The organism is Streptomyces microflavus (assembly GCF_014650075.1).
Taxonomy (GTDB): domain Bacteria; phylum Actinomycetota; class Actinomycetes; order Streptomycetales; family Streptomycetaceae; genus Streptomyces; species Streptomyces microflavus.
Window position 1 is genome coordinate 182,266 of the sequence record NZ_BMUG01000001.1, and the last position, 26,467, is coordinate 208,732.

Below are 26,467 nucleotides of genomic sequence, written 5' to 3' on the forward strand. Positions count from 1 at the left end.
TGAGCAGACGAGTTGATACGAGAGAGGCGAGCGCGATACCGGCCATGCTCGCCGATCTGGAGGCGCTGGTGCGCTGCGAGTCCTACTCGGCCGACCACGCCGCGCTGGCGCGGAGCGCCGAGGCGGTGGGCGCCCTGGGGACGAGGCTGCTGGGGGCCGCTCCCGAGAGCATCGTGATCGACGGCGCCACCCATCTGCGCTGGGTCTTCGGCACGCCACGGGTGCTGCTGGTGGGGCACCACGACACGGTGTGGCCGACGGGCTCGCTGGAGGCCCGGCCGTGGTCGGTGACCGCAGGGATCGCGCGGGGGCCCGGCGTACTCGACATGAAGGCCGGACTGGTCCAGATGTTCCACGCCCTGGCCTCCCTCCGCACCCTGGACGGGGTATGCGTGCTGGTCAACGGGGACGAGGAGATCGGCTCCCCGACCTCGCGCGAGCTGATCGAGGAGGCGGCGCGGGGGAGTGCGGCGGCGTTCGTGCTGGAGGCGTCCGGCGACCGGGACGGGGCCTTGAAGACAGCGCGTAAAGGAAGCTCCCGCTACGAGGTGACCGTGCACGGACGGGCGGCGCATGCGGGGCTGGACCCCGAGAAGGGCGTCAACGCGGCGGTCGAGGCGGCGCATCAGGTGCTGGCCATCGCGGGAATCGGGGCGGCGGTGGCAGGGGGCTCCGGGGCAATCAGGGTGTCAGGAGACTCGGCGGCAACCGGCGGGGGCGCGGGCACGTCGACCGTCACGCCCACCCTGCTGTCGGCCGGCAGCACACCCAACACGGTGCCCGCACGGGCGCGGATCGCGGTGGACGTACGCGTACCCACCTCGGCCGCGCAGGATCACATCGACACGCTCCTACGGGGGCTGACGCCCCGCACACCCGGAGCCCGGTTGGAGATCCGGGGCATCGGCGGACGCCCGCCCATGGAACCCGGGGCCTCCGCCGAACTCTTCGCCCTCGCCTCCCGGATCGCCCGGGAACTCGGCCAGAGCCCCCTGCGCGGGATCGCCGTCGGCGGCGTCTCGGACGGCAACTGCACGGCAGCCGTGGGCTGTCCGACGCTGGACGGGCTGGGAGCGGTGGGCGCGGGCGCTCACGCCGACGACGAATACGTGGAGGTTGCGAGCATGATCCCCCGGTCCCGGCTGCTGGCCGAACTGGTCACCAGGACCCTGCGATGAACCGCCCCGGACGCGCCCGCGTCGCACTGCTGCTCACGGTCGTCACCGCTGCGCTGCTCACCGCCTGCACGGGAACCGACGCCGATCCGGCCCGCGCCGACGCCACACCAACCACGCAACCGACCTCGTCGCCGACTCCCAACTCGCCCCCACCCCCATCCCCGTCCCCGACCGCCTCACCCACACCGAGTACCGCCGCCGAGATCGCTGAAGCCGTCGACAAGTGGTACACGTACGGAGGCGAGACGGCGATGGTCAGCCTGATCGAGGAAGCCCGGAACGCCGAATCCGGCCGCCCCCGCGAGGCCCTCGAACTCATGGTCCTGGACTTCGGCGGCCTCACGGATGCGCTCAGCACGGCCCGGCTGATGGGCCCCATCCCCGACCCCAAGACCCAGTCGGCCTGGGCGGCCGCCATCGAGCACCTCGACGGGGCGGTGCGCGAGGTCCTGGCTTCGGTGCCGAAGGACGGCAGAACGATCCAGTCGCTACAGGAGACCGGACAGATGTTGCGGGGGTGGTCCACGTTCGACGAAGGGATCAAGAGCCTCAAGTCAGCGCAGGCGCTGCTGAACCGGAGGTTCGGCCTGAAGCCGTCGGTGGACCCGTGGGAGGCGGGGGTGTAATTCTGAGGCCGTTTGCGTCCACCTCGGGTGGGCGTGAGGAGGCCCAACCTTCCGTCCCCGCCCTCTGACAAGCGGGCCCTGACTGCCGATTCATCGACTCAAGTGGTGTATTCCTTCTCCGAGAGAGCGGCTCGGTGCAGGGACCGTGCGAAGTCGTCGACGTCGAGACCGGCCAAGTGCTCGACGAGGGCCTGTCTGACGTCCCGTACTTGCTGCGAAAGCCGATGCCCCCCGATGTCACCGGGAAGGATGACGCGCCGGAAGCTGTCCTTCTCGATCACGCGGCCGACGAGCTTCTCCGCGACCCAGACCGGCGTACGTTCCCGGATCGCGAACGTCAGATGGATGCTTCGGACCCCGGAGTCGAGCGCGTGGGGATTGTGGACCCACCCCCGCGGCAGGAGCAGGGACTGACCCGGCCGGAGATCGATCTCCAGGTCGGGGCCCATGGCTTCCCACCGGGGGATGAACCCGGGGTCCCAGACACGGAAGGATTCCTGGTACTCCCGCATCGGGGAGGGAAACATCGGGCGCCAGAGCTGCCACCGCTTGATGCCGGCGATCTGCACGATGACGGCCATCTGCTGGTCCCAGTGGTGGAGCAGGCCCTGACGTCCGGGTGGGGTCACGAAGGCGTGCAGGTAGTTGCTGTAGCCGGTCTCCTGCTGAATTCCACGGGAGACGTCCGCCAGGAAGGGGACGACCCGCTGGAGGTTGCCGAGCCGGATCGTATGGCCGTCCTCGTAGAGGCTCCGCAGCTTCCCCGGGTCGGTCCGGCCCGCCGTTCGATGGCGGTCGGGATGCAGCGCGGCACCGTTGCTCACGACGGCGATCTCGTCGGCGGGTACGCACCCGGTTTCCAGGTAGTGGTCGATGCTCTCCGGTGTGATCACACGGTCGAGCTCGCCGGCCTCGCGTTCGTAAACGTGTGGCTCGTCCGGCCACGAGGTCAGGAGCGCCGTCACGCCCGGGCCGGGCAGTAAGAGACTGAGGGACATGGGTGTACTTCCTCGCTTCGGTTCGCTTCGCCGATCGGTCAGGAGGGCGGCAGGGGGCACGGAAGGCCCGGATGGTGGTGGTTGAGGCAGCACACCACCGAGAAGGAGATCAAGCTCTGGGACTTCGTGTAGTGCACCCAGCAGACGTCGACGCCTCGGGGAAGGGAGTCCATCGCGTACGCGATCTTGTGTTCGAGGGTGATGTAGGCGCGGCCACCGTCGTCCCTCTCGGCGGGGGGATTCGCCTCGTACGTGCTCTTCAGCCAGGTGACGGCACCCACGACGCGGGTCCAGGTGCGCTCCACGGCGGTCTGGTTCTGCCGCATGAGCCAGTGCCCGGTCATGAGGGGCGGCAGCGTCGAGGCGACGAACGCGCGGGTCTGTTCGGAGTTCAGTTCTGCACCCGGACGGCGTAGGGCCTCCTGGCCGTACGCGTCTCTGTTGCCGGTCCACGGGCCGTATCCATGCCAGTGCCCTGACCAGGTCATCTGCGCCCTTCGCTAGGGGAGGCGGGCCGGCCCGGAGGATGTCCGGTCCGGCCCACTGCGTGGTGCTTCGTGCTCAGGAAGGGGGCCAGGTTAGAGCGTCAGGCCCCTCGCCCTGACCCACCCGGCGGCGAAGTCGTCGAGCTCGGCCGCGGTGAATCGCAGCTCCTTGCCCGCACCCTCGGGCTTGCTGTCACGGATGACGAAAGAGGCCTCCGCGCCGGGGATGGCGGCGAGACTCACGCAGGTCTCGTTGGACCCGCCCGCGTTGCCGCCGCAGTAGGTGGCGAAGGCGTCGGCGGCCGGAATCGGCAGCGTGTAGAGGTTTCCGGTCATGGTCATGGGAAAGTCCTTCCGGTGCTGATGTTGCGGAGAGACGGTCTCCGCACCGTCGTGCTCCTGGCCCCGCCCGGCTGCCGACCGTCCATGGAGACAGCCGGGCGGGAGTCTGTGGGGTGGGGGGCCCGAGCCAGACGTCGGCTTGCGGCGGCCCGGGGCAAAGGGCCTACGGGTAGGGCCTGTTCGCGCCTACGCCGAAGGCGTCACCGCTCGAACCACACCGCGGCAACGATCGATGAGCCGATAGTGGCGAGGCAGATGACGTAGGCGATCTGGCGGGCCCGCTCGCTCATTGCCCGTCACGCTCCGGGTGGGGAGAAGCGAGCCCGCTGGGCACCACGTACGTCTCAGCCTGCTCAGCGAACCCTGTCGTGTGGGTAGGCCGAGGTCGAATAGAGAGCGGAGGGCGTCCCTCAATCGATCGGGCAGACAACCCTTCGGGCTGCTGTTTCATAGCAATAAGCCTTCGCAGCACGCGCGCCTGAGCTCGTACGTGGGCGTAGACCTCGTGGGACAGGGCGTCTGGAAGCGGCTGGTTATCAACGAGGTGGGTCACTTCGAGCCGGAAGCTGCGATCGGTCGAGGTCAAGCCTGCTTCTGCGGCGAAGACTTCGTCTGCGAAGGCGATGATCTTGCCCCGCAGTGAAGAGGCGGCCTCGTCGAGCGCCGAGCGGGTGGTTGTACCCAACTGAAGCGTCAGGACTCGGCGTGCGTCGAGCTCCGCGTGGATCACGTCCAGAGGTGGCCCTTCGGCCGCCGCGTTGCCGGCCGCCTCCCGTGGACTGTTGATCGGGGGGTGAGTCATCACGATCTCCTGTGCCCAGGCGCGTAGCGCTCTCGATGTGCACACACGGGTGGCGAGTCGGGTTCGCGAACGCCCGTGCGAGGACGTAGCGCAGCCGCTGAGATCCGTCACCAGCCCTATGCGGCTGACTAGTTGAAGCCAGTCGGCTGCTGCTGCTCAACAGACTGCACCCAAGTAGCGATGATGTGCAACATGAGTAGGCTCAACGTTGAGATTTACCTAGCATTGGGAAACTCAACAGGCATATGACGAAGCTCGAACGGGCCCATGCGGCACACTGGTCCGCGGCGAAGGAGGGGAATATCGGGTGGCACATCCGGAACCGAAGGTGCGAAAGAAGAGGCTCGGGTCTGAACTGCGCCGGCTCCGTGAGGAGTCCGGCATCAGCCTTCAGCAGGCCGGTGAGACCATCGACGGCGACAAGACGAAGATGAGTCGCATCGAGAACGGTCGGCAGGGGCTCCGGCCCCTTGAGCTGAAGACTCTGCTCGACATGTATCAGGTCGATCTACCTATGAGAGAGGCGCTGCTTGCCCTTCAGCGGCAGAGCAAGCAGAAGGGCTGGTGGTCGCAGCACTCAGACAAGCTCAAGCCGGACTTCCAGGAGCGACTGACGCTGGAGTCGTACGCCGTCCGGATCTACGCCTACCAGAGTGTGGTGGTTCCCGGGCTGCTTCAGATCGATGCGTACGCCGAGGCGGTCATCCGCGGCACGGGGAGCAAGCGGATGAGCGACGAGGAAGTGCGGACGCTCGTTGACCTTCGTCTTGCCCGGCAGGCGATCTTCGATCGGGATGATGCTCCGCAGTACCTCTGCATACTGGACGAGTCGGTGCTCCATCGTCAGGTGGGAGGTCCTGCCGTGACTGCTGCACAACTACGCAACCTCATCGAAGTGTCTGACCGCCCTGGCATCGCCGTACAGGTGATCCCGTACGCGCAGGGCGCCTACGTAGGCATGGACGGTCCGTTCACCGTCTACTCGTATCCGGACCCGATGGAACTGGACGTGGTCGGCCTCGACAATCTGGATGGCGGCCTGTACCTCGAAGAGACTGGGGCCGTAGAGAACTACCGCAGTGCCTTTGACCAGCTACGTGCAGCCGCTCTATCTTCGCGTCAGTCCATGGATGTGATCTCGCGCGCTGCGCGGGATCTTGAGAACGAGTAAGAGGCTCACGATGATGCGGCACGATCTTCCGACCGAAGCATGGATCAAGTCGTCCTACAGCGGCGACACCCAGGGTCAATGTGTCGAGTTCCAGGCGGTGCCGGACGAAGGTGTCGCGGTTCGTGACTCGAAGGACCGCAGCCTTGGAGCCTTCGTGTTCCCGGCTGCTGCGTGGGGGGCGTTTGTGGCCGGAGTGAAGAGCGAGAGCCGTATCTAACACCCACTGCCCTGGCGGTCTCTGCCAGGGCCAGGCCCTCTGTGGAGTCGAAGGTGGCCGTCAGCTTGCCGTCCCAGCTCTCCATCTGTGTGGCGCCGCTCCGGCGGACGCGATCCGTCGGAGCCGGGACGGCAAGAGACCTCCTAGGTTGGCGCTGCGTCCGGCTCTGGTGCAGCCATGCCCCTATATCCCAATTCAGGCAGGCAGGCCAGGTCGCAAGCTGCTGCCTTCGCGCCGAGAAAGTCAGCCGGCGGCGATTGCAGAGTAGGTCAATACATCGGCCGGAATCTGCTGGTAGAGCTTCCACTCGATCGCCATAGGGTTACTGCCCGTGTGCTTGACGTATTCCGCCGGGCCCAAGAGCATCCATGGCTGAGGTCCACCGATATCCGTCTTCTTGTATCGGCGCACGAAGAGAAGGACGTGAGTGCCTCTCTCCTTGTGGGTCCGATAGCGGACTCCCGTGGGTGAGCTCTCCGATGTCTGGTTCTGTGACTCCCAGTGGAACAAGGAGTCGTTGAGGGCATAGTCCTGGTAGCGGGTCTCAGGCGAGAAGTCCTTTTCATCCTTCTCCAGGGTGACGAGCAGGGCATCCGTTTGGATGTTCTCGCACCACTTCACGCCCTCGCGAAAATGTCCCGGCTTGAATCCGTCAACAGCAGCCTGGCCCAGCGCGGGGAGGATTTCTTCGCGGCTGTACGAAGCGTGGACGGTCAGAGGGACGGCTGCGTGAGTCCCGAGGAGCGGCACCGGCACGTGGTCGGCCTTCTGCAGGACGTGGGCGAGTACTTGCCTGAGTTCGTCGCGGAACGCGTGCTGATCACGCAACGAATCCAGCCCTGCCTGGTAGCTGGGGAAGTCCCCGCCCAACGGCCAGAGCGAGAAGAAGAGCATGCGGGCGTACCCCCGCTCCTGCTCGCTGAGTTCGTCGTAGGCGGGAGCGTCATCGGCCAGCAGCTTGCTGTATGCCGAGACGCGCAGTGGGTCATCGACGTGAAGGAAGGCCGAGACCCGCTTGAGGAGTGGCAACTCGCCTTCAGGACCGACCGCGTCCAGGAGCTTCGCTCGACGCAACAGGCCCGTCCATGAGTTTCCATTGCCGCGGTAGAGCTCCTTGAGCTCGCGGCCGCTCTCCTTGAGGAAGTCTGCAAGACGTGGCTTCGCGTAGGAAGCGACCTCGCGGGCCAGCTGAGTGACGTTGACCGCGATCTGCGTGCGGATGTTGTCAATGATCAGTTCCTTGGCCTTCGTCTCAAGGATGATCTGGCAGCCGGAGGGCAGTTGCGGAAAGTCCTGCTCGACGCTGTTGAGGAGCCGGTTGCGCGTCAGGTTCGTCAGGGCGCGGAACTGCGCCTCGAAGCGGAACTCCTTGCGGTGCTGGCCGATGAAGTCCAAGACAGTGAGGACCGCTTTGTCCTCGGTGCGACGCAACCCGCGGCCCAACTGCTGAAGGAAGACCGTGGCGCTGGAGGTGGGGCGCAGCAGGAGCAAGGTGTCGACGTCGGGGATGTCGAGACCCTCGTTGAACAGGTCCACGGAGAAGATGACTTGGAGGGCTCCCGAGCGCAGGTCATCAAGTGCTGTCTTGCGGTCGAGTGCTGGAGTCTCACCAGACAGCGCGACAGCGTTGAGGCCCGCCTGTCGGAAGAAGTCAGCCATGAAGTGCGCGTGCGCGACCGATACACAGAATCCCAGGGCTCGCATCGAGTCAGGGTCGGTGACCTTGTCCCTCACTGCTTGCACCACGAGCCGAGCTCGTGCGTGGTTGCCTGTGAACAGGTTGCTCAGCGCTGTCGAGTCGTAGGCTCCGCGCTTCCACGTGACAGCGCTCATGTCCGTGTTGTCGGTGATGCCAAAGTAGTGGAAAGGACTGAGGAGTTCGTTCTCCAACGCCTCCCAGAGGCGCATCTCCGCTGCGATTCGGCCATCGAAGTACTCGTCCTGAATGTTCACGCCATCCATGCGTTCAGGGGTGGCTGTGAGGCCCAGGAGCTCTCGGGGCTGAAAATGGTCCATGATCTTGCGATAGGTGGGGGATGTGCCGTGATGGAACTCGTCGATCACGATGACATCGAAGTGATCAGGGGCGATACGGTCCAGAGCCTGCTCTGTGAGCGATTGGACACTGGCGAACACGTGGTTCCACCTGTTGGGGATCTCGCCGCTGAGCAACAGCTCACCGAAGTTCGCATCGATGAGTACGTTCTGATAGACGCGTAGGGACTGTTCGAGAATTTCCCGGCGGTGCGCTACGAAGAGCAGGCGCGGGTCCCGACCGAGCGTCTGGCGCAGGCGCTTGTAGTCCAGCGCCGCCATGACGGTCTTCCCGGTGCCCGTTGCTGCGACGAGAAGATTTTGGTGCCGGTTATGCACTGTGCGTTCAACTTCGAGGCGTTCGAGCATGTCCCGCTGGTGAGGATACGGGCGGACCTCTAGGCCGGAGAGGGTGATGCTTGTCGACCCGGGGCGGCCGCTGCCGCCAGCGCGGGACAAGGCGTCGTCCAGCCGCTCTGCGTCCTTGTCAGGGTCGTACGACTCGAAAGCAGGCTCACTCCAGTACGCATCAAAGGTCGCCTCGAACTTACGGATCACCGAGGGCGTCGCGACGGAGGAGAGGCGGACATTCCATTCGAGTCCGTCGAGAAGCGCTGCTTTGGAGAGGTTCGAGCTGCCGACATATGCCGTGTCGAAGCCGCTGGCGCGTCGGAAGAGCCACGCCTTGGCGTGCAGACGTGTGGAGCGGAGCTCGTAGTTGACCTTGACCTCAGCGCCGAAGTCCCGCACCAGCCGGTCCAGGGCGCGGCGTTCGGTGGCGCCGATGTAGGTCGTCGTGAGTACACGGATGGGAATACCGCGCTCGCGCGCCGACGACAGGGACTTCTCCAGGACGCGGAGTCCATGCCACTTCACGAATGCGCAGAGGAGGTCGACTCGGTCGGCGGTGGCCAGCTCGGCGCGCAGCTCGAAGCCGAGGCTGGGGTCCTCCGGGGAGTTCGTGATGAGTGCCGTCTCGGACAACGGCGTTGCTGGGCGTATGGCGTAGACGCCCGGCGCCTCCTGTTCCGCGACGGCCAACAGCTGTCGCGGCCCATCAGTGACGAGATCGACCCACTCTGTCGCGCCCTCTATCGTATTAAGCGATTCCAGGATGTGATTGGCCGCAATCACCTGCTCGGCAGGGCTGAGGCCCTGGAACACACGCCGCACTGTGGCTCCGATATGGCGGGAGAGCACGTGCGGTGCCGACTCCTTGCCGACCGCGGCGTCGACGGAGTGCCAGCCCGTGGAGTCGAGCTGCTTCATTCGTTCAGCCAGCCGATGAGTGATGAGCGATTCGTAAAGCCCAGCAACTGGTGCGTCGTCCGAAATGTCGTTGGGCATGCCCCGAGTCCCCCTCATTTGGCTGTGTGCTGCATATGCAGTTGTATCAAGGAGGGCTGAGAGTCGGGGCAATGGCTCTTGAAACCAGCAGGGGCCACTACCGCGAAATCGCGGTTGTGGCCCCTGCCAGGGATGTGCAGGAGATGTCACCCGCCCCCGTGGCACCCCCCATAAGCCTCCCCCGACCCGCACCAGCAAGCAGCCGTGCGCGACGGGGGCCAAGGGGTGGCGCGGCCCCGGGCGGCGAGGGTGGTGGCGTACTGGGGGAGGAGGTGGCCGTCGGCGGGGGAGGCGGCTTCGGAGGCGGCGAAGGCCTCGTACGAGGGGACCGTGCCCGTGACGATGCCCAGGTTCGGGGTGCCCGTCGCGTGCAGGTCGCGCAGGGACTCCTCCAGGCGGGACAAGTGGGTCGCGCGGTCCACATACTCGTCCGCCAAGTCCGGGTACGCCGTGAGCAGTTCGCGGAGTTCGTTCTCGGGCCAGTGCAGCACCGCCACCGGGAACGGGCGGGAGAGCGCCGTGCGGTACGTGCCCAGCTCCGCGCGCAGGCGGGTGATCTCGGCCTTCAGCTCCACCGGGTCCGAGGAGCCCAGGGACCACAGGCGCTTCGGGTCGTGGAGTTCGTCCAGGGGGACCGGGGCTGTGTGCAGTGCGCCGGCCAGCTCGTCCCACGTGTCGTGGTCCAGGCCCATCAGCCGGCGCACCCGGTGCCTTCCCGTCAGCAGGGACTGCGTGGCGTACGGCACCTCCTCGCCGGGGGCCAGCAGCAGCGTCAGCGCGGTCGAGAAGAAGTCGTGCGCCGACTCCAGCTCGTCGTGCGCCTCCAGGGTCTCGGCGGCGACCTGCCAGGGCGCCGCGTCCAGCGGGCCCGCGGCGCGGATGCCCTCGATGATCGCCCGGGCCTCGGCCTCGTGCCCGTACTCCCAGAGGTTGGCCGCCTTGAGGGCCTTCACCAGGTGCGGGTTCTCGACGGTGGACTCGGGGGCGGCCAGCAAATCGTCGTAGAGGGTGCTCGCGCGGGCACGGTCACCGGCGAGTTCGAGATGGGCCGCGGCCTGGAGGACCAGCGGTTCCTGGTCCTCGGGGTACTGCGCCGCGGTGCGCAGCAGGCGCTCGGCTTCGGTGGTGTGGTCGGCAGGCGTGTCGGGGCGCATGGACCACACGGTACTGCCGGAAAGCGGCCGCCGGGAGGAGAGGTCCGAGGAGGGAGCGGAGGGGTGTGGAGGAGTGGTTTGGTGGAGACGTATGGAGAGTTATGGGGTTTGGGCCTATCGTGCCCGCCGTGTCGGAGCGGGAGCGAGGGATCGAGCGGGGGTCGGTGACTCTGCCCTCAGTCGTGCGGTCCGCGCGGCGTGGCCGTGGTGTGCGGGACCTCCTCGCGCGCGGTCTCTGGGTCTCCGCCGAGCTCGTCGTCACCCTCGGTCTCGTACTTCTCCTCCTTGTCGTTCATCAGCTGTGGTGGACCAACCGCGAGGCCCGCCAGGACGCCGGGCGTACCGTCCACGCCCTCCAGCGGGAGTGGGACCTGCCTCCTCCGGCCGACCCGGCCGGCCCGAGCGGCGAGCCCGTGATGCCGGAGCCCCTCCCGTCCGCCGCGGGTCCCACCGGTACGCGGAACCCGCCCGCCCCCGCCCGCACCACCTCCCCCCGCTGGGACCAGGCCTACGCCGTCCTCCGCATCCCCCGCATCGGGCTCACCGCCCCCGTCGCCGAGGGCACCAGCAAGGGCGGCGTGCTCGACCGGGGGTACGTCGGGCACTACTCCCGTACCGCCCAGGCCGGGCAGGCCGGGAACTTCTCGCTCGCCGGGCACCGCAACACCCACGGCGAGCCCTTCCGCCGCATCGACCGGCTGCGGCGCGGGGACCGGATCACCGTCGAGACCCGGGACGCCGTGTACACGTACACCGTCGACAAGAGCCTCGCGCAGACCGCTCCCTCCGACAGCGGGGTCATCGCGCCCGTGCCCCGCAGCAACATCACCACCTCCGCCGGGTACAGCGAGCCCGGGTACTACCTGACCCTCACCACCTGCACCCCCGAGTTCAGCTCCCGCTACCGGCTCGTCGTGTGGGGGAAGCTCACCTCCATGCGGCCCCGGTGACCGGAAGCCCCTCCGACGCGGCTAGGCCCGGCTGGGCCCGGCCGATCATCGTGTATAACGAATGGAGTGCCAGGATCGGCCGGTACGCCGTACGGAGAGAGGAGAAGCCCATGCGTGACGCCAGCCGTCTGCGCGGTGCCTTCGCCCGGCTGCTCCGGCCCGTCGGCCTCCTCGTGCTCCTCCTCGCCGAGGTCCTCCTCACCGAGGGCGGCAGCCTCTCCGCGGCCGTCGCGCTCGCCGCCACCGCCGCGGCCGGCTCCGCGCTCCTCGCCTGCTCCGTCATCAGTGCCCGCTGCGCGCCCCCGGTGCCCCGCACCCGGGTCCGTACGGCGATCAGGGACCGGGAGAAGCGCACCGCCTTCCTGCCCCAACGCGACCCCGACGCCCGTGGCAGGACCAGGCCCCGAGCACCCGGGCACGCCCTCCTGACGGCCATCGCGTAGGGCGCTCCCGCACCGCAGTCCCGTAGCGCCCCCGCGTGGGTCGTCATGCCGAGTACCGAGCACCACGTACTTCTCCCGGCACGACGAGACCCCCGGAGGGCTCATCCATGTCCGCCTTCATGTCTGCTTTCGCGAGCCTGGTCGGCTCCCTCGCCGATCTGCTCCAGCCGCTGTTCCACGGCGCGTCCGCCGCCGCCGCGATCATCCTGTTCACCGCCCTCGTCCGGCTCGCCGTCCACCCCCTCTCGCGGGCCGCCGCGCGCGGGCAGAAGGCCCGTACCCGGCTTCAGCCGCAGGTCGCCGAGCTCCGCAAGAAGCACGGGAAGAACCCCGAGCGGATGCAGAAGGCGATCATGGAGCTGCACGCCGCCGAGAAGGTCTCCCCGCTCTCCGGCTGCCTGCCGAGCCTGCTCCAGATGCCCGCCTTCTTCCTGCTCTACCACCTGTTCTCCAGCGGCTCCATCGGCGGCGAGCCCAACGCACTCCTCAGCCACGACCTCCTCGGCGCCCCGCTCGGCGGCCGCTGGCACGACGCCCTCGCGAACGGCGGGGTCTTCGGGGCGCACGGTCTGGTCTACCTCGGGCTCTTCGCGCTCGTCCTCGCCGTGGCCACCTTCAGCTACCGGCTGACCAAGCGGCAGATGGCGGCCAACCCGGTGGCACCCGCCACCGGCCCCGACGGGCAGCCCGTGCCCGGTATGGGCGCGATGGTGAAGATGATGCCGCTGCTCTCGTTCGCCACCCTGATCACCGTCGCCGTCGTACCGCTCGCCGCCGCCCTGTACGTCGTCACCACGACCGCGTGGAGTGCCGCCGAGCGGGCCTACCTCCACCGGGACACCTACCGCGGCACGGACCGGGACACGGCCGCCCCCGACGGCGCCATGGCCAAAGCGGCGTAGTCGGGCCGGGTGACCGTGCCGGTCCAGTGTGTGAACGAGGTCTTGCGGAGTGATCGCAACTCTTGGAGGATCGGCCAAGTCCTTCGCCGGCCGCAACCCGCCGAGGGGCCCCACCTCGAACAAGAGGAGTTGGACCGTTGAAGCTGCTTCGAGTCGGTACGGCGGGCGCGGAGCGCCCCGCGCTTCTCGACCGGGACGGGACTCTGCGTGATCTGACGGGCATCGTCCCCGACATCGACGGCGATCTGCTCGCCGACGCCTCCGCCCTCGCCCGGGTACGGGCAGCCGCCGACGCACCCGGTGTGCTGCCCGCGCTCGACCCCGCGGGGCTGCGCGTCGGGCCGCCGCTGGGACGCATCGGCAAGATCGTGTGCATCGGGCTGAACTACCACGACCACGCGACCGAGACCGGGGCGGCCGTCCCGGCGGAGCCGATCCTGTTCTTCAAGGCCCCCGACACCGTCGTCGGACCCGAGGACACGGTCCTCGTGCCGCGCGGCAGCCGTAAGACGGACTGGGAGGTCGAGCTCGCGGTCGTCATCGGGCGCACCGCCCGCTACCTGGACTCCGCCGAGGAGGGGCTCGCCCATGTCGCCGGGTACGCGACGGCGCACGACGTCTCGGAGCGCGAGTTCCAGATCGAGCGCGGCGGCACCTGGGACAAGGGCAAGAACTGCGAGACGTTCAACCCGCTGGGCCCCTGGCTGGTGACCGCCGACGAGGTGCCCGACCCGCAGGCCCTGCCCCTGCGCCTCTGGGTCAACGGCGAGCTGAAGCAGAACGGCACCACCGCCGACCAGATCTTCCCGGTGGGTGAAGTCGTGCGCTACCTCAGCCACTTCATGACGCTCTACCCGGGCGATGTGATCAACACCGGCACGCCCGCCGGGGTCGCCATGGGGCAGCCCGATCCGAAGCCGTACCTGAAGGCGGGGGACGTGGTGGAGCTGGAGGTGGAGGGGCTCGGCCGGCAGCGGCAGGAGCTCAAGGGGGCGTAAGCCTCCCGTGTACGTGAGGGGGCGCCGTCACTCGTACCGTGACGGCGCCCCCTCCCCGTACGTGCGCCCCTCAGCCAGTGCCCAGCGTCGCCGTGAACTGCTCCAGCGCCTCGACCACCATCGCGTGGTCCTCCGCCTGCGGCAGCCCCGAGACGGTGACCGTGCCGATCACGCCCGCCCCCTCCACCGCGATCGGGAACGAACCGCCGTGCGCGGCATACGTGTCCGGGTCCAGGCGCGAGGACTCCTCGAACGTCGTGCCCTTCGACCGGAACCGGGTGCCGACCAGGTACGAGCTCTCGCCGTACCGCTCCACCACCTTGCGCTTGCGGTCGATCCACGCGTCGTTGTCCGCACTCGAACCCGGCAGCGCAGCGTGGAACAGCTGCTGCGCCCCGCGCCGGATGTCGATCGCCACCGGGGCGTGCCGCTCCCGGGCCATCGCGACCAGCAGACTGCCGAGCGCGAACGCGTCGTCGTAGGAGAAGTGCGGGAGCGTGAGCCGACGCTCCTGGGCGATCAGCTCGGAGATCGTGGGGGAGGTGGTCGTCATGCGCCGTGCTCCTCGTCGTGGTGGGGGAGGAGGGTTACGGAGACCCCTTCGCGGGCCGAGCGGCGCGCGGCCTCCAGGACGTCCAGGGCCTCTGCCGCCTGGAGCGCGGTGACCGGGTTCTCGCCGGTGGAGCGCACGGCGGCGGTGACGGCGGCGTAGTACGCGGGGTAGTCGCCGGGCAGCGTACGGACGGGGGTGCCGCCGCCGGTCAGCGGGGACTCGCCGGAGCCGATCCGGCCCCACAGCTCCTCGGGCTCCTCGCCCCACGGCTCGCCTCCGGCCCCCGGGCGCTTGCCCTCGCGCAGGGCCGCCTCCTGCGGGTCCAGGCCGTACTTCACATAGCCTGCCGTCGAGCCGAGCACCCGGAAGCGGGGGCCGAGCTGGGCCGTGGTGGCGCTGACGTACAGGTGCGAGCGGACGCCGTTCGCGTGCGTGATCGCGATGAACGTGTCGTCGTCGGCGGCCGCACCCGGACGCCGTACGTCGGACTCGGCGTACACCTGCACCGCCGGGCCGAAGAGGACGAGCGCCTGGTCGACGACGTGGCTGCCCAGGTCGTACAGCAGACCGCCGATCTCCTCCGGGTCGCCCGACTCGCGCCAGCCGCCCTTCGGCTGCGGGCGCCAGCGCTCGAACCGGGACTCGAAGCGCTGCACCTCGCCCAGCTCACCGTCGGCGATCAGGGCCTGGAGGGTGCGGAAGTCGTTGTCCCAGCGGCGGTTCTGGAAGACCGAGAGCAGCAGTCCGCGCTCCTCGGCGAGGGCCGCGAGCTCACGCGCCTCGGCGGCGGTCCCGGCGATCGGCTTGTCCACGACCACGGGGAGACCGGCCTTGAGGGCGGCCGTCGCGAGGGAGACGTGCGTCTTGTTCGGGGAGGCGATCACGACCAGGTCCAGCTCGTCCGCGCGCTCCCACAGCTCGTCCGGCGAGGCGGCGAACCGGACGTCCGGGTAGGCGGCGCGGGCCTCGGCCCGGCGCTCCTCGTTCGACGTGACGACCGTGTCGAGGACCAGGCCCTCGGTCGCGGTGATCAACGGGGCGTGGAAGACGGAGCCGGCCAGGCCGTAGCCGACGAGGGCGACGCGGAGAGGGGCATTGGCAGTCATGCATTCCACTTAAGCAACGCTGTTGCCAAAGTGCAAGCGACCGGCACAATGGGCGGGTGAAGGGGAGTGAACCGTGAACACGAGCAGGGCGAAGGCCCCGGCCGGAGTGAACCTGCCGGCGCTGCGCCACCACAACGCGGCCCTGGTCCTGGACCTGCTGCGGGCCGCCGGGGCGGAGGGCATCAGCCGGCTGGAGCTCGCCGAGCGCACCGGCCTCACCCCGCAGGCCGTCAGCAAGATCACCGCCCGGCTGCGGGCGGAGGGCCTGGCCGTCGGCGCGGGCCTGCGCCCCTCCACCGGCGGCAAGCCGCGTACGGTGCTCCGGCTGGTCCCCGACGCGCAGTTCGCCGTCGGCCTCCACCTGGACCGCGACGGCCTCACCGCCGTCCTGGTCGACCTCGCCGGGCGGTCGGTCGCCGTCACCACCGCCCCGCTCGACTTCGGCGCCCCGGCGGAGAAGGTGCTCGCCGACGCGGCCGACGCCGTACGGGACCTGAGCGCGGCCGAACCGCACAAGCCGGTGCTGGGAGTCGGCGTCGCCGTACCCGGCCCGCTCGACCACCGGGACGGCGTACTGCACCGGGTCACCGGCTTCCCGCAGTGGGACGGCTACCCGCTGCGCGACGCGCTCGCCGAACGGACCGGCCTGCCCGTCACCGTCGACAAGGACACCAACGCCGCCGCCCTGACCCTTTCGCTGAGTGAGCCGCCCGGCGACTTCGCCTACCTCCACCTCGGTACGGGGCTCGGCGCCGGGCTCGTCCTGGGCGGCGAGGTGCACCGGGGCGCGCGGACGGGGGCGGGGGAGTTCGGCCACCAGACCCTCCAGCTGGACGGGCCCCTGTGCGAGTGCGGCGGGCGCGGCTGCATCGAGGCCCTCTGCCTGGCCGCCGAGGCGCGCGGCGACCGGGCGGAGGCCGCCCGGGTCCTGGGCGCGGGCGCCGCGAACCTGGTCGGGCTCCTCGACATCGACCGGGTGGTGCTGGGCGGGCGGACGGTGGCGGCCGACGAGGACGCGTACGTACGAGGCGTCCGGGCCGTGATCGAGGAGCGGGCCGCCCGTGGCGGGGGCGGGGGCGGAGTGGTCGTCACCGTCGCGGGCGGCGGGGACCGGCCCGTCGCGGAGGGGGCCGCCCAACTGGTGCTCGCGCCGGTGTTCGGGCGGGTGGGGGAGCGGGGGTAGGGGCGGAGAGCCCCGGTCAGGGTGCGGAGGCATCAGGCGCAGCGCCTGACCACCGCACTGCGGGCCGTCCTCATCGGCCTCGGCCAGGGCGTCCTGCTCGGCCTCGCCCCGGACGCCGACGAGCAGTACTTCGCCGACACCGCCCGCGCCCTGGTGTCCGGGGTGAGCCTTGTCGGCCCCTGAGCCTGGCCTGAGGGTGAGGCTCAAGCCGGTCGGGTGATCGTATGAACGGTGTCGGCATGTCGACTCTCTGAGTCCGCGCGCGCGTGCTTGCGTCGGAGGCCACAACCGGTGGCCCCCGCCCCGGTCGTTCGCGAGCAGCGAAGGGTGTCCCCCATGTCCCCCACCTCCTGCGCGCGGCTGCGTGACGCCCGTGCGCTCGCCGCCCTCGGGCTGGCCGCCGGGATCGCGGTGCCCGCCGCGCTCCTGAGCGGTCCGCAGGCCGCCGCCCACTCCGCGTCCTTAGTGGCCGAAACCGCCGCGGAAGCCGCCGAGGCCGCCGAGGCCGCCGACGAGCAGCCCGCCTGCGGTGATCCGGGCGCCAAGGAGTTCCCCATCGAGACCCGGATCCAGGAGGCCCCGAAGACGTACGTCTCCGGCGGCGGCTACGGCACCTGGTTCCTCGACCTCACCAACACCACCGACACCTCCTGCCGCGCCCTGCACCCGGTGCTCGTTCTCAACGACGAGGACCGCAAGCTGACCGCTGACCAGATCCAGCTGAAGTTCTCCGAGCCGGGCCGCCCCGGAACCGAACACCGGGTCACCTGGGAGACCACCGACCGCCACGAGCAGATCGGGGTCTTCGACGGCGGCGACCCCGGGCCCGGCTCCGGCTCCGGCTCCGGTGACTCCGACGACGGCTTCCTCGGGTTCACCGTCCCCGCCGGAAGCACCGTCAGCGTCCGGGTCCGGATGGCCTTCACCTCCGACACCGGCCCCGGCCGGGTCACCGCCCACGCGGCAGTCGTCCAGCGCCGCCACCAGGACAAGGCCAAGGGGGGCGGCCGTGAGGACGGCGACTGGGTGGGGGAGTCGGGGGAGTACCGGTTCGTGATCGCCGACGGTGCCACCGGCGAGATCCCCCGGCCGGAGCGCACCGAGGAGGACATCGGCAGCCGTACGGACGTCCCCGCCGAGCCCCGGCCCCGTACGGACGCGTCCTCCGGCGCACCGACACCCACCCGCACCCCCGCCCCCACCCACACGGGCCCCGGCAAGGAGCGCGCCCCGGAGCCCAGCTCGCCGCCCCGCCCGGACGGTTCGGCGACTTCCCAGGAGGACGGCGGCGGCAAGGAGCGGCCTGTGCGTCCGCCCCACTACGCGACCGGGCGGCCCCTCCCCGAACTCGCCCGCACCGGACCGGAGCTGCTGCCCTGGGCCGGAGCCCTCGCCGGGGTCCTCGTCCTCTGCGGCGGGGTCCTCGTGATGCAGGGCCGCCGGATGCGCCGGACGGCTGGCTGACCGCGACCACTGCGGGCCCGTTCACCCGCGTCTGCCACCATCGGGCGGTGGACTACCCGAACGACCAGGCACCTGGCGCACCGATCCGCTCCGGCATCCCGGAGCACGGCCGCATCCCCAAGTACTACGCGGTCAAGGCCCAGATCTCTCTGCTCATCGACGATCTGGGCGAGGGTGGGCTCCTGCCCACCGAGCGGGATCTCGCCCTTCGCCACGAGGTGTCGCGCGAGACCGTACGGCAGGCGCTGCGCGAGCTCCTGCTGGAGGGGCGGCTGCGCCGGCAGGGGCGCGGGACCGTCGTCGCCGGCCCCAAGCTGGAGCAGCCGCTCTCGCTCGCCAGCTACACCGAAGGCGTCCGGCGCCAGGGCCGGCGGCCCGGCCGGCACCTCATCGGGCTGGAACGCTTCCCCTGCCCCGAGGCGCTCGCCGCCGAGATCGGGGTCGGCCGGGGCGAACCCGTCTGGCACCTGGAGCGGGTGCTGCTCGCCGACGACGAGCGGGTCGGGCTGGAGAGCACGTACGTCAGTGTCACCCGACTCCCGCGACTGGACACGGAGTTCGAGCCGGACTCCTCCTTCTACGCCTACCTCCGCGACCGGCTCGGCATCGCGTTCGGGGACGCCGACGAGCGGATCGAGACCGTGCTCGCCACCCCCCGCGAGGCGCTGCTCATCGGGACCCCGCCCGCCCTGCCGATGCTCCTGATCCACCGGCTCTCCCGGGACACGGAGGGGCGGCCGCTGGAGCGGGTGCGGACCCTGTTCCGGGGGGACCGGTTCTCCTTCACCACGCATCTGGGCGGCGAGCGCTGACGGCGTAGTCCGGCGGGCACGCATGAGCCTTCATCGACAGTGGTAACGGAAACGTAACGGGTCTAGTCCAAGCTTGGGGGGTCGTTCACCGTCCCGTTGTCGACCGGATGCGTCCGGGACACCCGCCCCGAGGAGCGTGGCCGTCGTGAGAGTCATCGTCGTAGGAGCCGGCGTGGTGGGAACCATGCACGCCTGGCACGCAGTCAGCCGCGGCCACGAGGTCGTACAGATCGAGCGCGAGAGCGAGGCGCGCGGGGCATCGCTCCGCAATTTCGGACAGATTTGGGTCAGCGGCCGGGCCGGTGGCGAGGAGCTGGAGACCGCCCTGCGGGCGAGGGAGCTGTGGGAGGGGATCGGGCGGCGCGTGCCGGGGCTCGGCTTCCGGGCCTGCGGCTCGCTCACCCCGCTGCGGACCGCCCGCGAGGTCGCCGTCGCCGAGGCGGCCCTCGCCAGGACCGACGCGGCGGCGCGCGGCTACAAGCTGCTCACCACCCAGGAGGCCCGCGCCCTCAACCCCGCCCTGCGCGGCACGTTCACCGCCGCCCTGTGGTGCGAGCGCGATGCGGCGGTCGAGCCGCGTACCGCCCAACTCGCCCTGAAGGCGGAGCTGCTGGCCTCAGGGCGGTACACCTACCTCGGCGGCCGAGAGGTCCGCGAAGTCGTCGGTGCCGCCTCCGTGCGCGACGACCACGGTGACGTCCACACCGGTGACGCCGTGATCCTGGCGACCGGCGCCTGGCTCGGCGGGCTCGTCCGCGAACTGGCCGGACCCGAGCTGCCCGTCCGTCGTGTCCGCCTCCAGATGATGCAGACCGACCCCCTCGGTGAGCCCCTCACCACCTCGGTCGCCGACGCCGACAGCTTCCGCTACTACCCCGCGTACCGCAGCGAGGCCCTCGACGCCCTCAACGCCCACCAGCCCCAGGACCCGGTCGCCGCCGAGCACCGCATGCAGCTCCTCATGGTCCAGCGGAACGACGGCGGGCTGACCATCGGGGACACCCACGAGTACGAGCACCCCTTCGCCTTCGACACCGTCGAGGAGCCGTACGAGCACCTCACCCGGGTCGTCGAGGCCTTCCTCGGCCGCCCGCTGCCCCGCATCAGGCACCGCTGGGCGGGCGTCTACGCCCAGTGCACCGACACCTCACGCGTCGTCCACCGCCAGCAGGTGCGCGACGGGGTCTGGCTCATCACCGGGCCCGGCGGGCGCGGAATGACGTGCTCGCCCGCCATCGCCGAAACGACCGCAGACCAACTGGGCTGGTGAACAACATGACTTCAGCAGAGCAAGCGACCGGTTCGACCGAGCGCACCCCCTTCGGCCTCGTCGTCCTCGACATGGCCGGGACCACCGTCGCCGACGGCGGTCTTGTCGAGCAGGCCTTCTCCGCCGCTGCCGAACGCCTCGGCGTGAAGCCCGGGTCGGGTGAACACGAGCGCCAACTCGGCTACGTACGCGCCACCATGGGCGAGTCGAAGATCTCCGTCTTCCGGCACCTCTTCGGGGACGAGGAGAAGGCCCAGTACGCCAACACCGCCTTCGAGGAGGCGTACGGGGCACTCGTCGACGGCGGCCGTATCGCCCCGATCCCCGGTGCCCGGGAGGCCGTGGAGCGTCTCATCGGCGAAGGGCGGACCGTCGTCCTGACCACCGGGTTCGCCCGGACCACCCAGGACGCCATCCTCGCCGCCCTCGGCTGGCAGGACCTCGTCCCCCTCACCCTCTGCCCCGCCGACGCGGGCGGCCGGGGGCGCCCCTACCCCGACATGGTCCTGGCCGCGTTCCTGCGTACGGGCGCGGTGGACGACGTGCGGCGGATCGCGGTGGCCGGGGACACCTCGTACGACATGCTCAGCGGCGTACGCTCCGGCGCCGGGCTCGTCGCGGGAGTCCTGACCGGCGCGCACGACGCCGGCCGGCTGGACCGAAGCGGCGCGACCCACGTCCTCGGGTCGGTCGCCGAGCTGCCGGACCTCATCGCGCGGGCCGAGGCATGAGCCCCGGAAACCTCGCCACCACCACCGCCCCCAGCGGCATCCAATTCGACGGCGTCAGCGTCGCGTACGGGGAGAACACCGTCCTGGACCGCCTCGACCTCACCGTCGAACCCGGCGAGGTCATGGCCCTCCTCGGGCCCTCCGGCTCCGGGAAGACCACCGCCCTGCGCGCCGTCGCCGGATTCGTCCGGCCGGCCTCCGGGCGCGTGCTCATCGGCGGGCGTGACGTCACCCAACTGCCCCCGAACCAGCGGGGCATCGGCATGGTGGTCCAGCAGTACGCCCTCTTCCCGCACCTCAAGGTGAAGGACAACGTCGCCTTCGGCCTGAAGGCCCACCGCACGCCCAAGGCCGAGATCGCCGGGCGGGTGACCGAGGCCCTCGAACTCGTCGGGATGGCCGCCTACGCCACCCGCTACCCCCGCGAACTCTCCGGCGGCCAGCAGCAGCGCGTCGCCATCGCCCGCGCCCTGGCCATCCGCCCCGGCGTCCTCCTCCTCGACGAACCCCTCTCCGCGCTCGACGCCCGGCTCCGCTCCGGCATGCTCGCCGAACTCGCGAGGCTGCACCGCGAGTTGCCCGACGTCTCCATCCTGTACGTCACCCACGACCAGGTCGAGGCGCTCACCCTGGCCGACCGGATCGCCGTCATGGACCGGGCCCGGCTCCAGGACTGCGGCACCCCCGAGGAGCTCTACCGCCGACCGCGTACGGAGTTCACCGCCTCGTTCGTCGGCAACGCCAACCTGCTCCCGGTCACCGTCACCGGTCCGGGGCGGGTGGACCTGGCGGGCGCCGCCCTCGACGTCCCCACCGACACCGCCGCCCCCGGAGCCGCCGCCACCCTCTGCGTCCGGCCGCACCTGGTCGGCATCGGCGCCGGGCCCAACGCGCTCACCGGCACGGTCACCGAGGTCCAGTGGCGCGGCTCCACCCACCGCGTCCACGCCGAGGTCGCCGGCCACCGCCTCGTGGCCGACCTCCGCGAACTGCGCGACCCCCCGGCCCTCGGCGACCCGGTCACCCTGCACTTCGCGTCGGAGGACGCGGTGCTGCTCCCGGCCGGAACGGCACCGGAGGCCACGGAATCCCCGAAGAAGCCCCAGGCGGTGGCCAGTGGCTGACACCACCGCCCCCAGCACCACCGCCCCCACCAGCACCACCACCCCCGGCCGCCGGAAGGCCGTAAGCCTCACCAGGACACCCACCTGGGCCTGGGCCCTCCCACCCGTCCTCGTCCTCGCGCTCGGCTTCCTCTACCCCCTGGCCCTCGTCGTCCGGCAGTCCTTCACCCCGGAATCCCTGGAGGACGGCGGAGCCTCCCTCACCCCCTACACCGAGGTCTTCGCCTCCACCGTCTTCCGCGAGGCGCTCACCACCACCGTCTGGCTCGCGGTCGGCGCCACCGTCGGCTGTCTGGTCCTCGGCTTCGTCCTCGCCCTGGTCATCGCCTTCGTGCCGTTCCCCGGCGGCAAGGCGGTCGCCCGGTTCATCGACGTCTTCCTCTCCTTCCCGTCCTTCCTCATCACGCTCGCCCTGCTCTTCATCTACGGGTCGGTCGGGATGGCCAACGGGGCCTGGACGGGTGTCACCGGGGCGGCCGAGGGGCCCTTCCACTTCCTGACCACCCCCTGGGGCGTCCTGCTCGCGGAGATCACGTACTTCACACCCTTCGTGATGCGCCCGCTCCTCGCCGCCTTCTCCCAACTCGACACCGCTCAGCTGGAGGTGGCCTCCTCCCTCGGTGCGGGCCCGGTCCGGATCGTGCGGCAGGTGATCCTGCCCGAGGCGCTCCCCGCGCTCGCGGCGGGCGGCAGCCTGGTCCTAGTGCTCTGCCTCAACGAGTTCGGGATCGTGCTGTTCACCGGGGCGAAAGGAGTCACTACGCTCCCGATGCTCGTCTACAGCAAGGCGATCCTGGAGTCGGACTACCCGGCCGCCTGTGTCGTCGCCGTCGTCAACATCGCTCTCTCCGTGGGCCTTTACAGCCTGTACCGGGTGGTGAGCCGTCGTGCTGGTGCATAGCCGTACGGGCAAGTGGGCCACCTGGTCCGCCTTCGCGCTCCTCTTCGTCCCCCTCTTCGCGGTGCCCCTCCTCGTCATCCTCGCCGCCTCGTTCTCCACGAACTGGTCCGGCGCCCTCCCCTCCGGCCCCACCGCCACCCGTTACACCGCCGCTACCAGCGGCGACTCCCTCCAGGCGCTCACCACCAGCCTGGTGACCGCTCTCTGCGCCAGCGTGCTCGCCCTGGTCCTCGGCGGCTGGGCTGCTCTCGCCGCGAGCTCTCTCGGCCGACGCGGGAAGCGGTTCCTGGACGCGCTGTTCATGCTGCCGGTCGCCGTGCCGTCCGTGGTCGTCGGCCTCGCGGTGCTCGTCGCCTTCAGCCGGCCGCCGGTCCTCCTCAACGGCACCCGCTGGATCGTGATCATCGCCCACACGGTCCTGGTCACCGCCTTCGCCTACCAGTCCGTCTCGGCTGCCGCCCGCCGCCTGGACCCGATGTACGAGCAGGCGGCGGCCAGCCTCGGCGCGAGCCCCGCCCGCGTCCTGTGGCGGGTCAGACTGCCGCTCCTGCTGCCCTCGCTGACCGCGGCGGCCGGGCTCTGCTTCGCCCTGTCCATGGGGGAGTTGAGCGCCACGATGATGCTCTACCCGCCGGACTGGACCCCGCTCCCGGTGCAGATCTTCGCCGCCACCGACCGCGGCTCGCTCTTCACCGGCGCCGCACTCGCCGTGGTCCTGATGGGGACGACGCTCCTCGTGCTGACGGCCGTCTCCCGCATCCGGACCCGTGCCTCCTACCGCTGAGAACCCGAACCCCGTCACGTAACCGCTCCAGGAGAAGACATCCCATGCGCACCCATGCCCTCAAGCAGCCCCTCGCCGTCCTCGGCGCCCTCTCCCTCGCCGCTTTCACCCTCACCGCCTGCGGCGGAACCTCCGCCGCCTCCGACGAGAAGGTCGTCACCGTCTACAGCGCCGACGGCCTCAAGGGAGAGAACGGCGACGGCTGGTACGACAAGGTCTTCAAGGAGTTCGAGAAGGAGACGGGCATCAAGGTGAAGTACGTGGAGGGCGGCTCCGGCGAGATGGTGCAGCGCACCGTCCGCGAGAAGTCCAACACCCAGGCCGACGTGCTCGTCACCCTCCCGCCCTTCATCCAGCAGGCCGACTCCAAGGGGCTTCTTGCGGCGTACGAGCCGAAGGGCGCCGACCAGGTCGACGCGGCGGACAAGGCGCCCGACGCCAAGTGGACCTCCGTCGTCAACAACTACTTCGGCTTCATCTACAACAAGAAGCAGCTCACCACCCCGCCCCGCACCTGGGAGGAGCTGCTGGACGCCTCGTACAAGGAGAAGGTCCAGTACTCCACCCCCGGCGTCGCGGGCGACGGCACCGCCGTCCTGATCAAGGCGATGCACGACTTCGGCGGCAAGGAGCCGGCGATGGAGTACCTCAAGCGGCTCCAGACCAACAACGTCGGCCCGTCCGCCTCCACCGGCAAGCTCGCGCCCAAGGTCGACAAGGGTGAACTCCTCGTCGCCAACGGGGATGTCCAGATGAACTACGCCCAGTCCAAGGACATGCCCAACCTCGCCATCTGGTTCCCCGCGAAGGGCGACGGGAAGCCCACCAGCTTCGCTCTCCCGTACGCGGCCGGGCTCCTCGCCAAGGCCCCGCACAGCGAGAACGGCAAGAAGCTGCTCGACTTCCTCCTCTCCGAGCAGGCCCAGCGCGATGTCAGTGCGGTCGGCGGAGGGTTCGCCGCCCGCAAGGACATCAAGGCCACCGACGCCAACGCCACCGAACTCAACGGCCTGTTGGAGGGCGTCGAGATATTCGAGCCGGACTGGTCGGACATCGGCACCAACCTGGACTCGTACATCGACGCCTGGAAGACGGCCACCGGAAGCTGACCGGCCACCTTTCGGCCACGGTCTGCTGCGAAGGTCTCATCCGCACCGCGAAGCTCTGGACTCGGCCCGCGTATCTCGCGAAGGTAACGGGTCTGGTCCAGAAGGCAGTTCACGAAGTTCACGCCCCGCCAGCCCCCGAGTCACCATCCCCCTCTGGAGGATCACGTGTCCCGATCAGTCTCCCGACGCTCCGTGCTCGCCACCACCGCCGCTGCCGCCTCCGCCGCAGCCGTCGGCACCCTCGCCACCGCCACCACCGCCCACGCCGCCCCGCCCACCCTCCCGAACGGCACCAGCAAGGACAAGGTCCTCGTCGTCGGCATCGACGGGCTCCGCCACGACGTCATCGCCGCCGCCGGCGCCCCGCACCTCAAGGCGATGATGGCGAACGGCACGTACGGCACCTCGCTGCTCTACGCGAACCCGATGGCCGCCACCTCCTCCGGCCCCGGCTGGTCGACCATCTCCACCGGTGTCTGGCCCGACAAGCACGGCGTGAAGGAGAACTCCTTCGCCGGCAAGAACTACGGGCAGTACCCCGGCTTCCTCGCCCGCCTCGCCCAGGTCCGCCCCCAGCTCTCCACGTACGCCGCCGTCGACTGGAAGCCCCTGGACACCCAGGGCACGGTCACCGCGGGCGCCGACGCCAAGCTCGTCCTGGACGGCGACCGCGACGGCTACACCGGCCACGACGCCACCATCGCCGCCGACACCGAGTCGATCCTGCGCAACCAGAACCCGGACGTCGTCTTCGCCTACCTCGGCCAGATCGACATCGTCGGCCACAACCTCGGCGCGGCCAGCGCCCAGTACCGCCAGGCGATCGACGTCATCGACGGCTACCTCGGCCGCCTCGTCGCCGCGATCAAGGCCCGACCGTCGTACGCCACCGAGCGGTGGACCGTCATCGTCGCCACCGACCACGGCCACACGAACGCCGGCGGCCACGGCGGCAGCTCCGTCGAGGAGCGCCGCACCTTCGTCCTCGCCCAGGGCCCCGGCATCGCCGTCGGCGCCACGCCCGCCGACACCCGTCTCGTCGATGTCGCCGCCACCGTCTTCAAGCAGCTCGGCATCACACCCGACCCCGCCTGGGGCCTGGACGGCAAGCCCATCCAGGAGCGCTCCACCGACCCCTTCGAGGCCCTCTACCCGGCGCTCGCGGGCCGCGTCGACGAGACCGGGATCCCGGCCGGGGTCCTCGGCTGGACCCACACCGCGCCCAGCGGCTGGTCGGTCATCAACTCCGCGATGGGCACGGGAGGAGTGGCCGAGTGGCGCGGCTGGTCCTTCGCCACCGACGAGTTCTGGAGCCGCTCCCAGCGCGACCAGTCCCGTGAGCTGAACGTCCGCTCGCGCGGGATCTTCGCGGTCGCCGACTCCGACGAGTGGGACGACAAGGCCTCCTCGGGCCCGTACGACTCCACGCTCGTCACCCCGGCGTACGCGGTCGGCGGCAAGTCCACCGTCACGCTGGACTTCACCACCCTGTACCGGCAGGAGGGCAGCCAGAGCGCCCGCGTCCTCGCCTCCTGGAACGGCTCCACCCCGACCGCCGTCAAGAGCTACACCTCCGACGTGATCTCCCAGCCGCAGTCGCTGAAGCTGAGCGTCCCGCCCGGAGCGACCAGCGTGAGCTTCCGGTTCCACTACACGGGAGCCAACAACTGGTACTGGGTGATCGACGGGGTGAAGATCACCGCAGGCTAATTATGCTGGGGGTGCCGGGACGGTGTGGTCCGGGCACCCCCAGCGTGCAGTACGTACGGCAGGAGTCCCCGCA

26 protein-coding genes and 1 pseudogene are annotated in these 26,467 nt (G+C 70.0%); 19 read left to right on the forward strand and 8 right to left on the reverse strand.

Annotation, left to right across the window (positions count from 1 at the left end; all coding sequences use genetic code 11):
• Nucleotides 1–44: 44 nt before the first annotated feature.
• Both IE264_RS00770 and IE264_RS00775 read left to right on the forward strand, forming a co-directional pair.
• Nucleotides 45–1,178 (forward strand): M20 family metallopeptidase, encoded by a 1,134-nt coding sequence (locus IE264_RS00770; protein ID WP_032759967.1) that lies wholly within the window; start codon nucleotides 45–47, stop codon nucleotides 1,176–1,178.
• Nucleotides 1,175–1,804, forward strand: coding sequence for a hypothetical protein (locus IE264_RS00775; protein WP_032759965.1), 630 nt, complete (start codon nucleotides 1,175–1,177; stop codon nucleotides 1,802–1,804). Before IE264_RS00770 ends, IE264_RS00775 begins: the two co-directional genes overlap by 4 nt.
• Nucleotides 1,805–1,902: 98 nt before the next feature.
• On the opposite strand, the gene IE264_RS00780 is transcribed toward IE264_RS00775, so the two are convergent.
• From IE264_RS00780 to IE264_RS00795, 4 genes are all read right to left on the reverse strand, one after another.
• Complete coding sequence (locus IE264_RS00780) at nucleotides 1,903–2,802, reverse strand: JmjC domain-containing protein (RefSeq protein WP_078657630.1); 900 nt, start codon at nucleotides 2,800–2,802, stop codon at nucleotides 1,903–1,905.
• Nucleotides 2,803–2,840: 38 nt separating this feature from the next.
• A complete protein-coding gene (locus IE264_RS00785) occupies nucleotides 2,841–3,290 on the reverse strand; it encodes a hypothetical protein (RefSeq protein WP_032759963.1) in 450 nt (149 codons plus the stop codon).
• A gap of 90 nt (nucleotides 3,291–3,380) precedes the next feature.
• Nucleotides 3,381–3,623: a DUF397 domain-containing protein gene (locus IE264_RS00790; RefSeq protein WP_032760000.1), complete on the reverse strand. Its 243-nt coding sequence runs from the start codon at nucleotides 3,621–3,623 to the stop codon at nucleotides 3,381–3,383.
• A 292-nt stretch (nucleotides 3,624–3,915) separates the two neighbouring features.
• Entirely contained in the window at nucleotides 3,916–4,431 is a 516-nt protein-coding gene (locus IE264_RS00795) for a hypothetical protein (RefSeq protein ID WP_032759960.1), read from the reverse strand.
• A gap of 307 nt (nucleotides 4,432–4,738) precedes the next feature.
• Here IE264_RS00795 and IE264_RS00800 point away from each other — a divergent pair, with 307 nt between their 5' ends.
• The gene (locus IE264_RS00800; protein ID WP_032759959.1) at nucleotides 4,739–5,602 is read left to right on the forward strand and encodes a helix-turn-helix domain-containing protein; all 864 of its coding nucleotides are present in this window, start codon (nucleotides 4,739–4,741) and stop codon (nucleotides 5,600–5,602) included.
• A 10-nt stretch (nucleotides 5,603–5,612) separates the two neighbouring features.
• Nucleotides 5,613–5,819 carry a DUF397 domain-containing protein gene (locus IE264_RS00805; RefSeq protein ID WP_032759955.1) on the forward strand — a complete coding sequence of 69 codons (207 nt, stop codon included), beginning with the start codon at nucleotides 5,613–5,615 and terminating at the stop codon, nucleotides 5,817–5,819.
• A 243-nt stretch (nucleotides 5,820–6,062) separates the two neighbouring features.
• Here IE264_RS00805 and IE264_RS00810 read toward each other — a convergent pair whose 3' ends face one another.
• Both IE264_RS00810 and IE264_RS00815 read right to left on the reverse strand, forming a co-directional pair.
• Nucleotides 6,063–9,200, reverse strand: a complete 3,138-nt coding sequence (locus tag IE264_RS00810) for a DEAD/DEAH box helicase (protein WP_032759954.1) — start codon at nucleotides 9,198–9,200, stop codon at nucleotides 6,063–6,065.
• Between the two features lie 146 nt (nucleotides 9,201–9,346).
• Nucleotides 9,347–10,354, reverse strand: a complete 1,008-nt coding sequence (locus IE264_RS00815; protein ID WP_032759952.1) for an SEC-C domain-containing protein — start codon at nucleotides 10,352–10,354, stop codon at nucleotides 9,347–9,349.
• Between the two features lie 182 nt (nucleotides 10,355–10,536).
• Between IE264_RS00815 and IE264_RS00820 the strand changes: the two genes are divergently transcribed.
• The 4 genes from IE264_RS00820 (at nucleotide 10,537) to IE264_RS00835 (ending at nucleotide 13,647) form a co-directional block, all read left to right on the forward strand.
• On the forward strand, nucleotides 10,537–11,304 hold the full coding sequence (locus tag IE264_RS00820) for a class E sortase (protein ID WP_051822030.1): 768 nt from the start codon (nucleotides 10,537–10,539) through the stop codon (nucleotides 11,302–11,304).
• 110 nt (nucleotides 11,305–11,414) lie between these two features.
• Nucleotides 11,415–11,747, forward strand: a complete 333-nt coding sequence (locus IE264_RS00825) for a DUF6412 domain-containing protein (RefSeq protein ID WP_032759949.1) — start codon at nucleotides 11,415–11,417, stop codon at nucleotides 11,745–11,747.
• A gap of 107 nt (nucleotides 11,748–11,854) precedes the next feature.
• Nucleotides 11,855–12,649, forward strand: coding sequence for a YidC/Oxa1 family membrane protein insertase (locus tag IE264_RS00830; protein ID WP_032759947.1), 795 nt, complete (start codon nucleotides 11,855–11,857; stop codon nucleotides 12,647–12,649).
• Nucleotides 12,650–12,786: 137 nt separating this feature from the next.
• Entirely contained in the window at nucleotides 12,787–13,647 is an 861-nt protein-coding gene (locus IE264_RS00835) for a fumarylacetoacetate hydrolase family protein (RefSeq protein ID WP_032759945.1), read from the forward strand.
• A gap of 70 nt (nucleotides 13,648–13,717) precedes the next feature.
• Here IE264_RS00835 and IE264_RS00840 read toward each other — a convergent pair whose 3' ends face one another.
• Both IE264_RS00840 and IE264_RS00845 read right to left on the reverse strand, forming a co-directional pair.
• Nucleotides 13,718–14,200, reverse strand: a complete 483-nt coding sequence (locus IE264_RS00840; protein WP_032759943.1) for a heme-degrading domain-containing protein — start codon at nucleotides 14,198–14,200, stop codon at nucleotides 13,718–13,720.
• Complete coding sequence (locus tag IE264_RS00845) at nucleotides 14,197–15,306, reverse strand: Gfo/Idh/MocA family oxidoreductase (RefSeq protein WP_032759940.1); 1,110 nt, start codon at nucleotides 15,304–15,306, stop codon at nucleotides 14,197–14,199. Before IE264_RS00845 ends, IE264_RS00840 begins: the two co-directional genes overlap by 4 nt.
• Before the next feature lie 73 nt (nucleotides 15,307–15,379).
• Between IE264_RS00845 and IE264_RS00850 the strand changes: the two genes are divergently transcribed.
• From IE264_RS00850 to IE264_RS00900, 11 genes and pseudogenes are all read left to right on the forward strand, one after another.
• On the forward strand, nucleotides 15,380–16,489 hold the full coding sequence (locus IE264_RS00850; RefSeq protein WP_032759938.1) for an ROK family transcriptional regulator: 1,110 nt from the start codon (nucleotides 15,380–15,382) through the stop codon (nucleotides 16,487–16,489).
• A gap of 21 nt (nucleotides 16,490–16,510) precedes the next feature.
• A pseudogene (locus IE264_RS00855) lies at nucleotides 16,511–16,672 on the forward strand (TetR/AcrR family transcriptional regulator); the annotation flags it as partial.
• A gap of 153 nt (nucleotides 16,673–16,825) precedes the next feature.
• Nucleotides 16,826–17,953, forward strand: a complete 1,128-nt coding sequence (locus IE264_RS00860) for an LAVTG motif-containing sortase-dependent surface protein (RefSeq protein ID WP_032759937.1) — start codon at nucleotides 16,826–16,828, stop codon at nucleotides 17,951–17,953.
• 47 nt (nucleotides 17,954–18,000) lie between these two features.
• Complete coding sequence (locus IE264_RS00865; RefSeq protein ID WP_032759934.1) at nucleotides 18,001–18,765, forward strand: GntR family transcriptional regulator; 765 nt, start codon at nucleotides 18,001–18,003, stop codon at nucleotides 18,763–18,765.
• Between the two features lie 145 nt (nucleotides 18,766–18,910).
• Nucleotides 18,911–20,035 carry a TIGR03364 family FAD-dependent oxidoreductase gene (locus IE264_RS00870; protein ID WP_032759999.1) on the forward strand — a complete coding sequence of 375 codons (1,125 nt, stop codon included), beginning with the start codon at nucleotides 18,911–18,913 and terminating at the stop codon, nucleotides 20,033–20,035.
• 5 nt (nucleotides 20,036–20,040) lie between these two features.
• The gene (locus IE264_RS00875; protein ID WP_032759998.1) at nucleotides 20,041–20,766 is read left to right on the forward strand and encodes a phosphonatase-like hydrolase; all 726 of its coding nucleotides are present in this window, start codon (nucleotides 20,041–20,043) and stop codon (nucleotides 20,764–20,766) included.
• Complete coding sequence (locus tag IE264_RS00880; RefSeq protein ID WP_032759931.1) at nucleotides 20,763–21,890, forward strand: ABC transporter ATP-binding protein; 1,128 nt, start codon at nucleotides 20,763–20,765, stop codon at nucleotides 21,888–21,890. Before IE264_RS00875 ends, IE264_RS00880 begins: the two co-directional genes overlap by 4 nt.
• Nucleotides 21,883–22,791, forward strand: a complete 909-nt coding sequence (locus IE264_RS00885) for a 2-aminoethylphosphonate ABC transporter permease subunit (protein ID WP_032759929.1) — start codon at nucleotides 21,883–21,885, stop codon at nucleotides 22,789–22,791. The genes IE264_RS00880 and IE264_RS00885 overlap by 8 nt, the downstream gene beginning before the upstream one ends.
• Nucleotides 22,778–23,575 (forward strand): ABC transporter permease, encoded by a 798-nt coding sequence (locus tag IE264_RS00890; protein ID WP_032759927.1) that lies wholly within the window; start codon nucleotides 22,778–22,780, stop codon nucleotides 23,573–23,575. The genes IE264_RS00885 and IE264_RS00890 overlap by 14 nt, the downstream gene beginning before the upstream one ends.
• Nucleotides 23,576–23,619: 44 nt before the next feature.
• Entirely contained in the window at nucleotides 23,620–24,684 is a 1,065-nt protein-coding gene (locus tag IE264_RS00895; protein ID WP_032759925.1) for a 2-aminoethylphosphonate ABC transporter substrate-binding protein, read from the forward strand.
• A 165-nt stretch (nucleotides 24,685–24,849) separates the two neighbouring features.
• The gene (locus IE264_RS00900) at nucleotides 24,850–26,394 is read left to right on the forward strand and encodes an alkaline phosphatase family protein (protein WP_032759922.1); all 1,545 of its coding nucleotides are present in this window, start codon (nucleotides 24,850–24,852) and stop codon (nucleotides 26,392–26,394) included.
• Nucleotides 26,395–26,467: the final 73 nt, after the last annotated feature.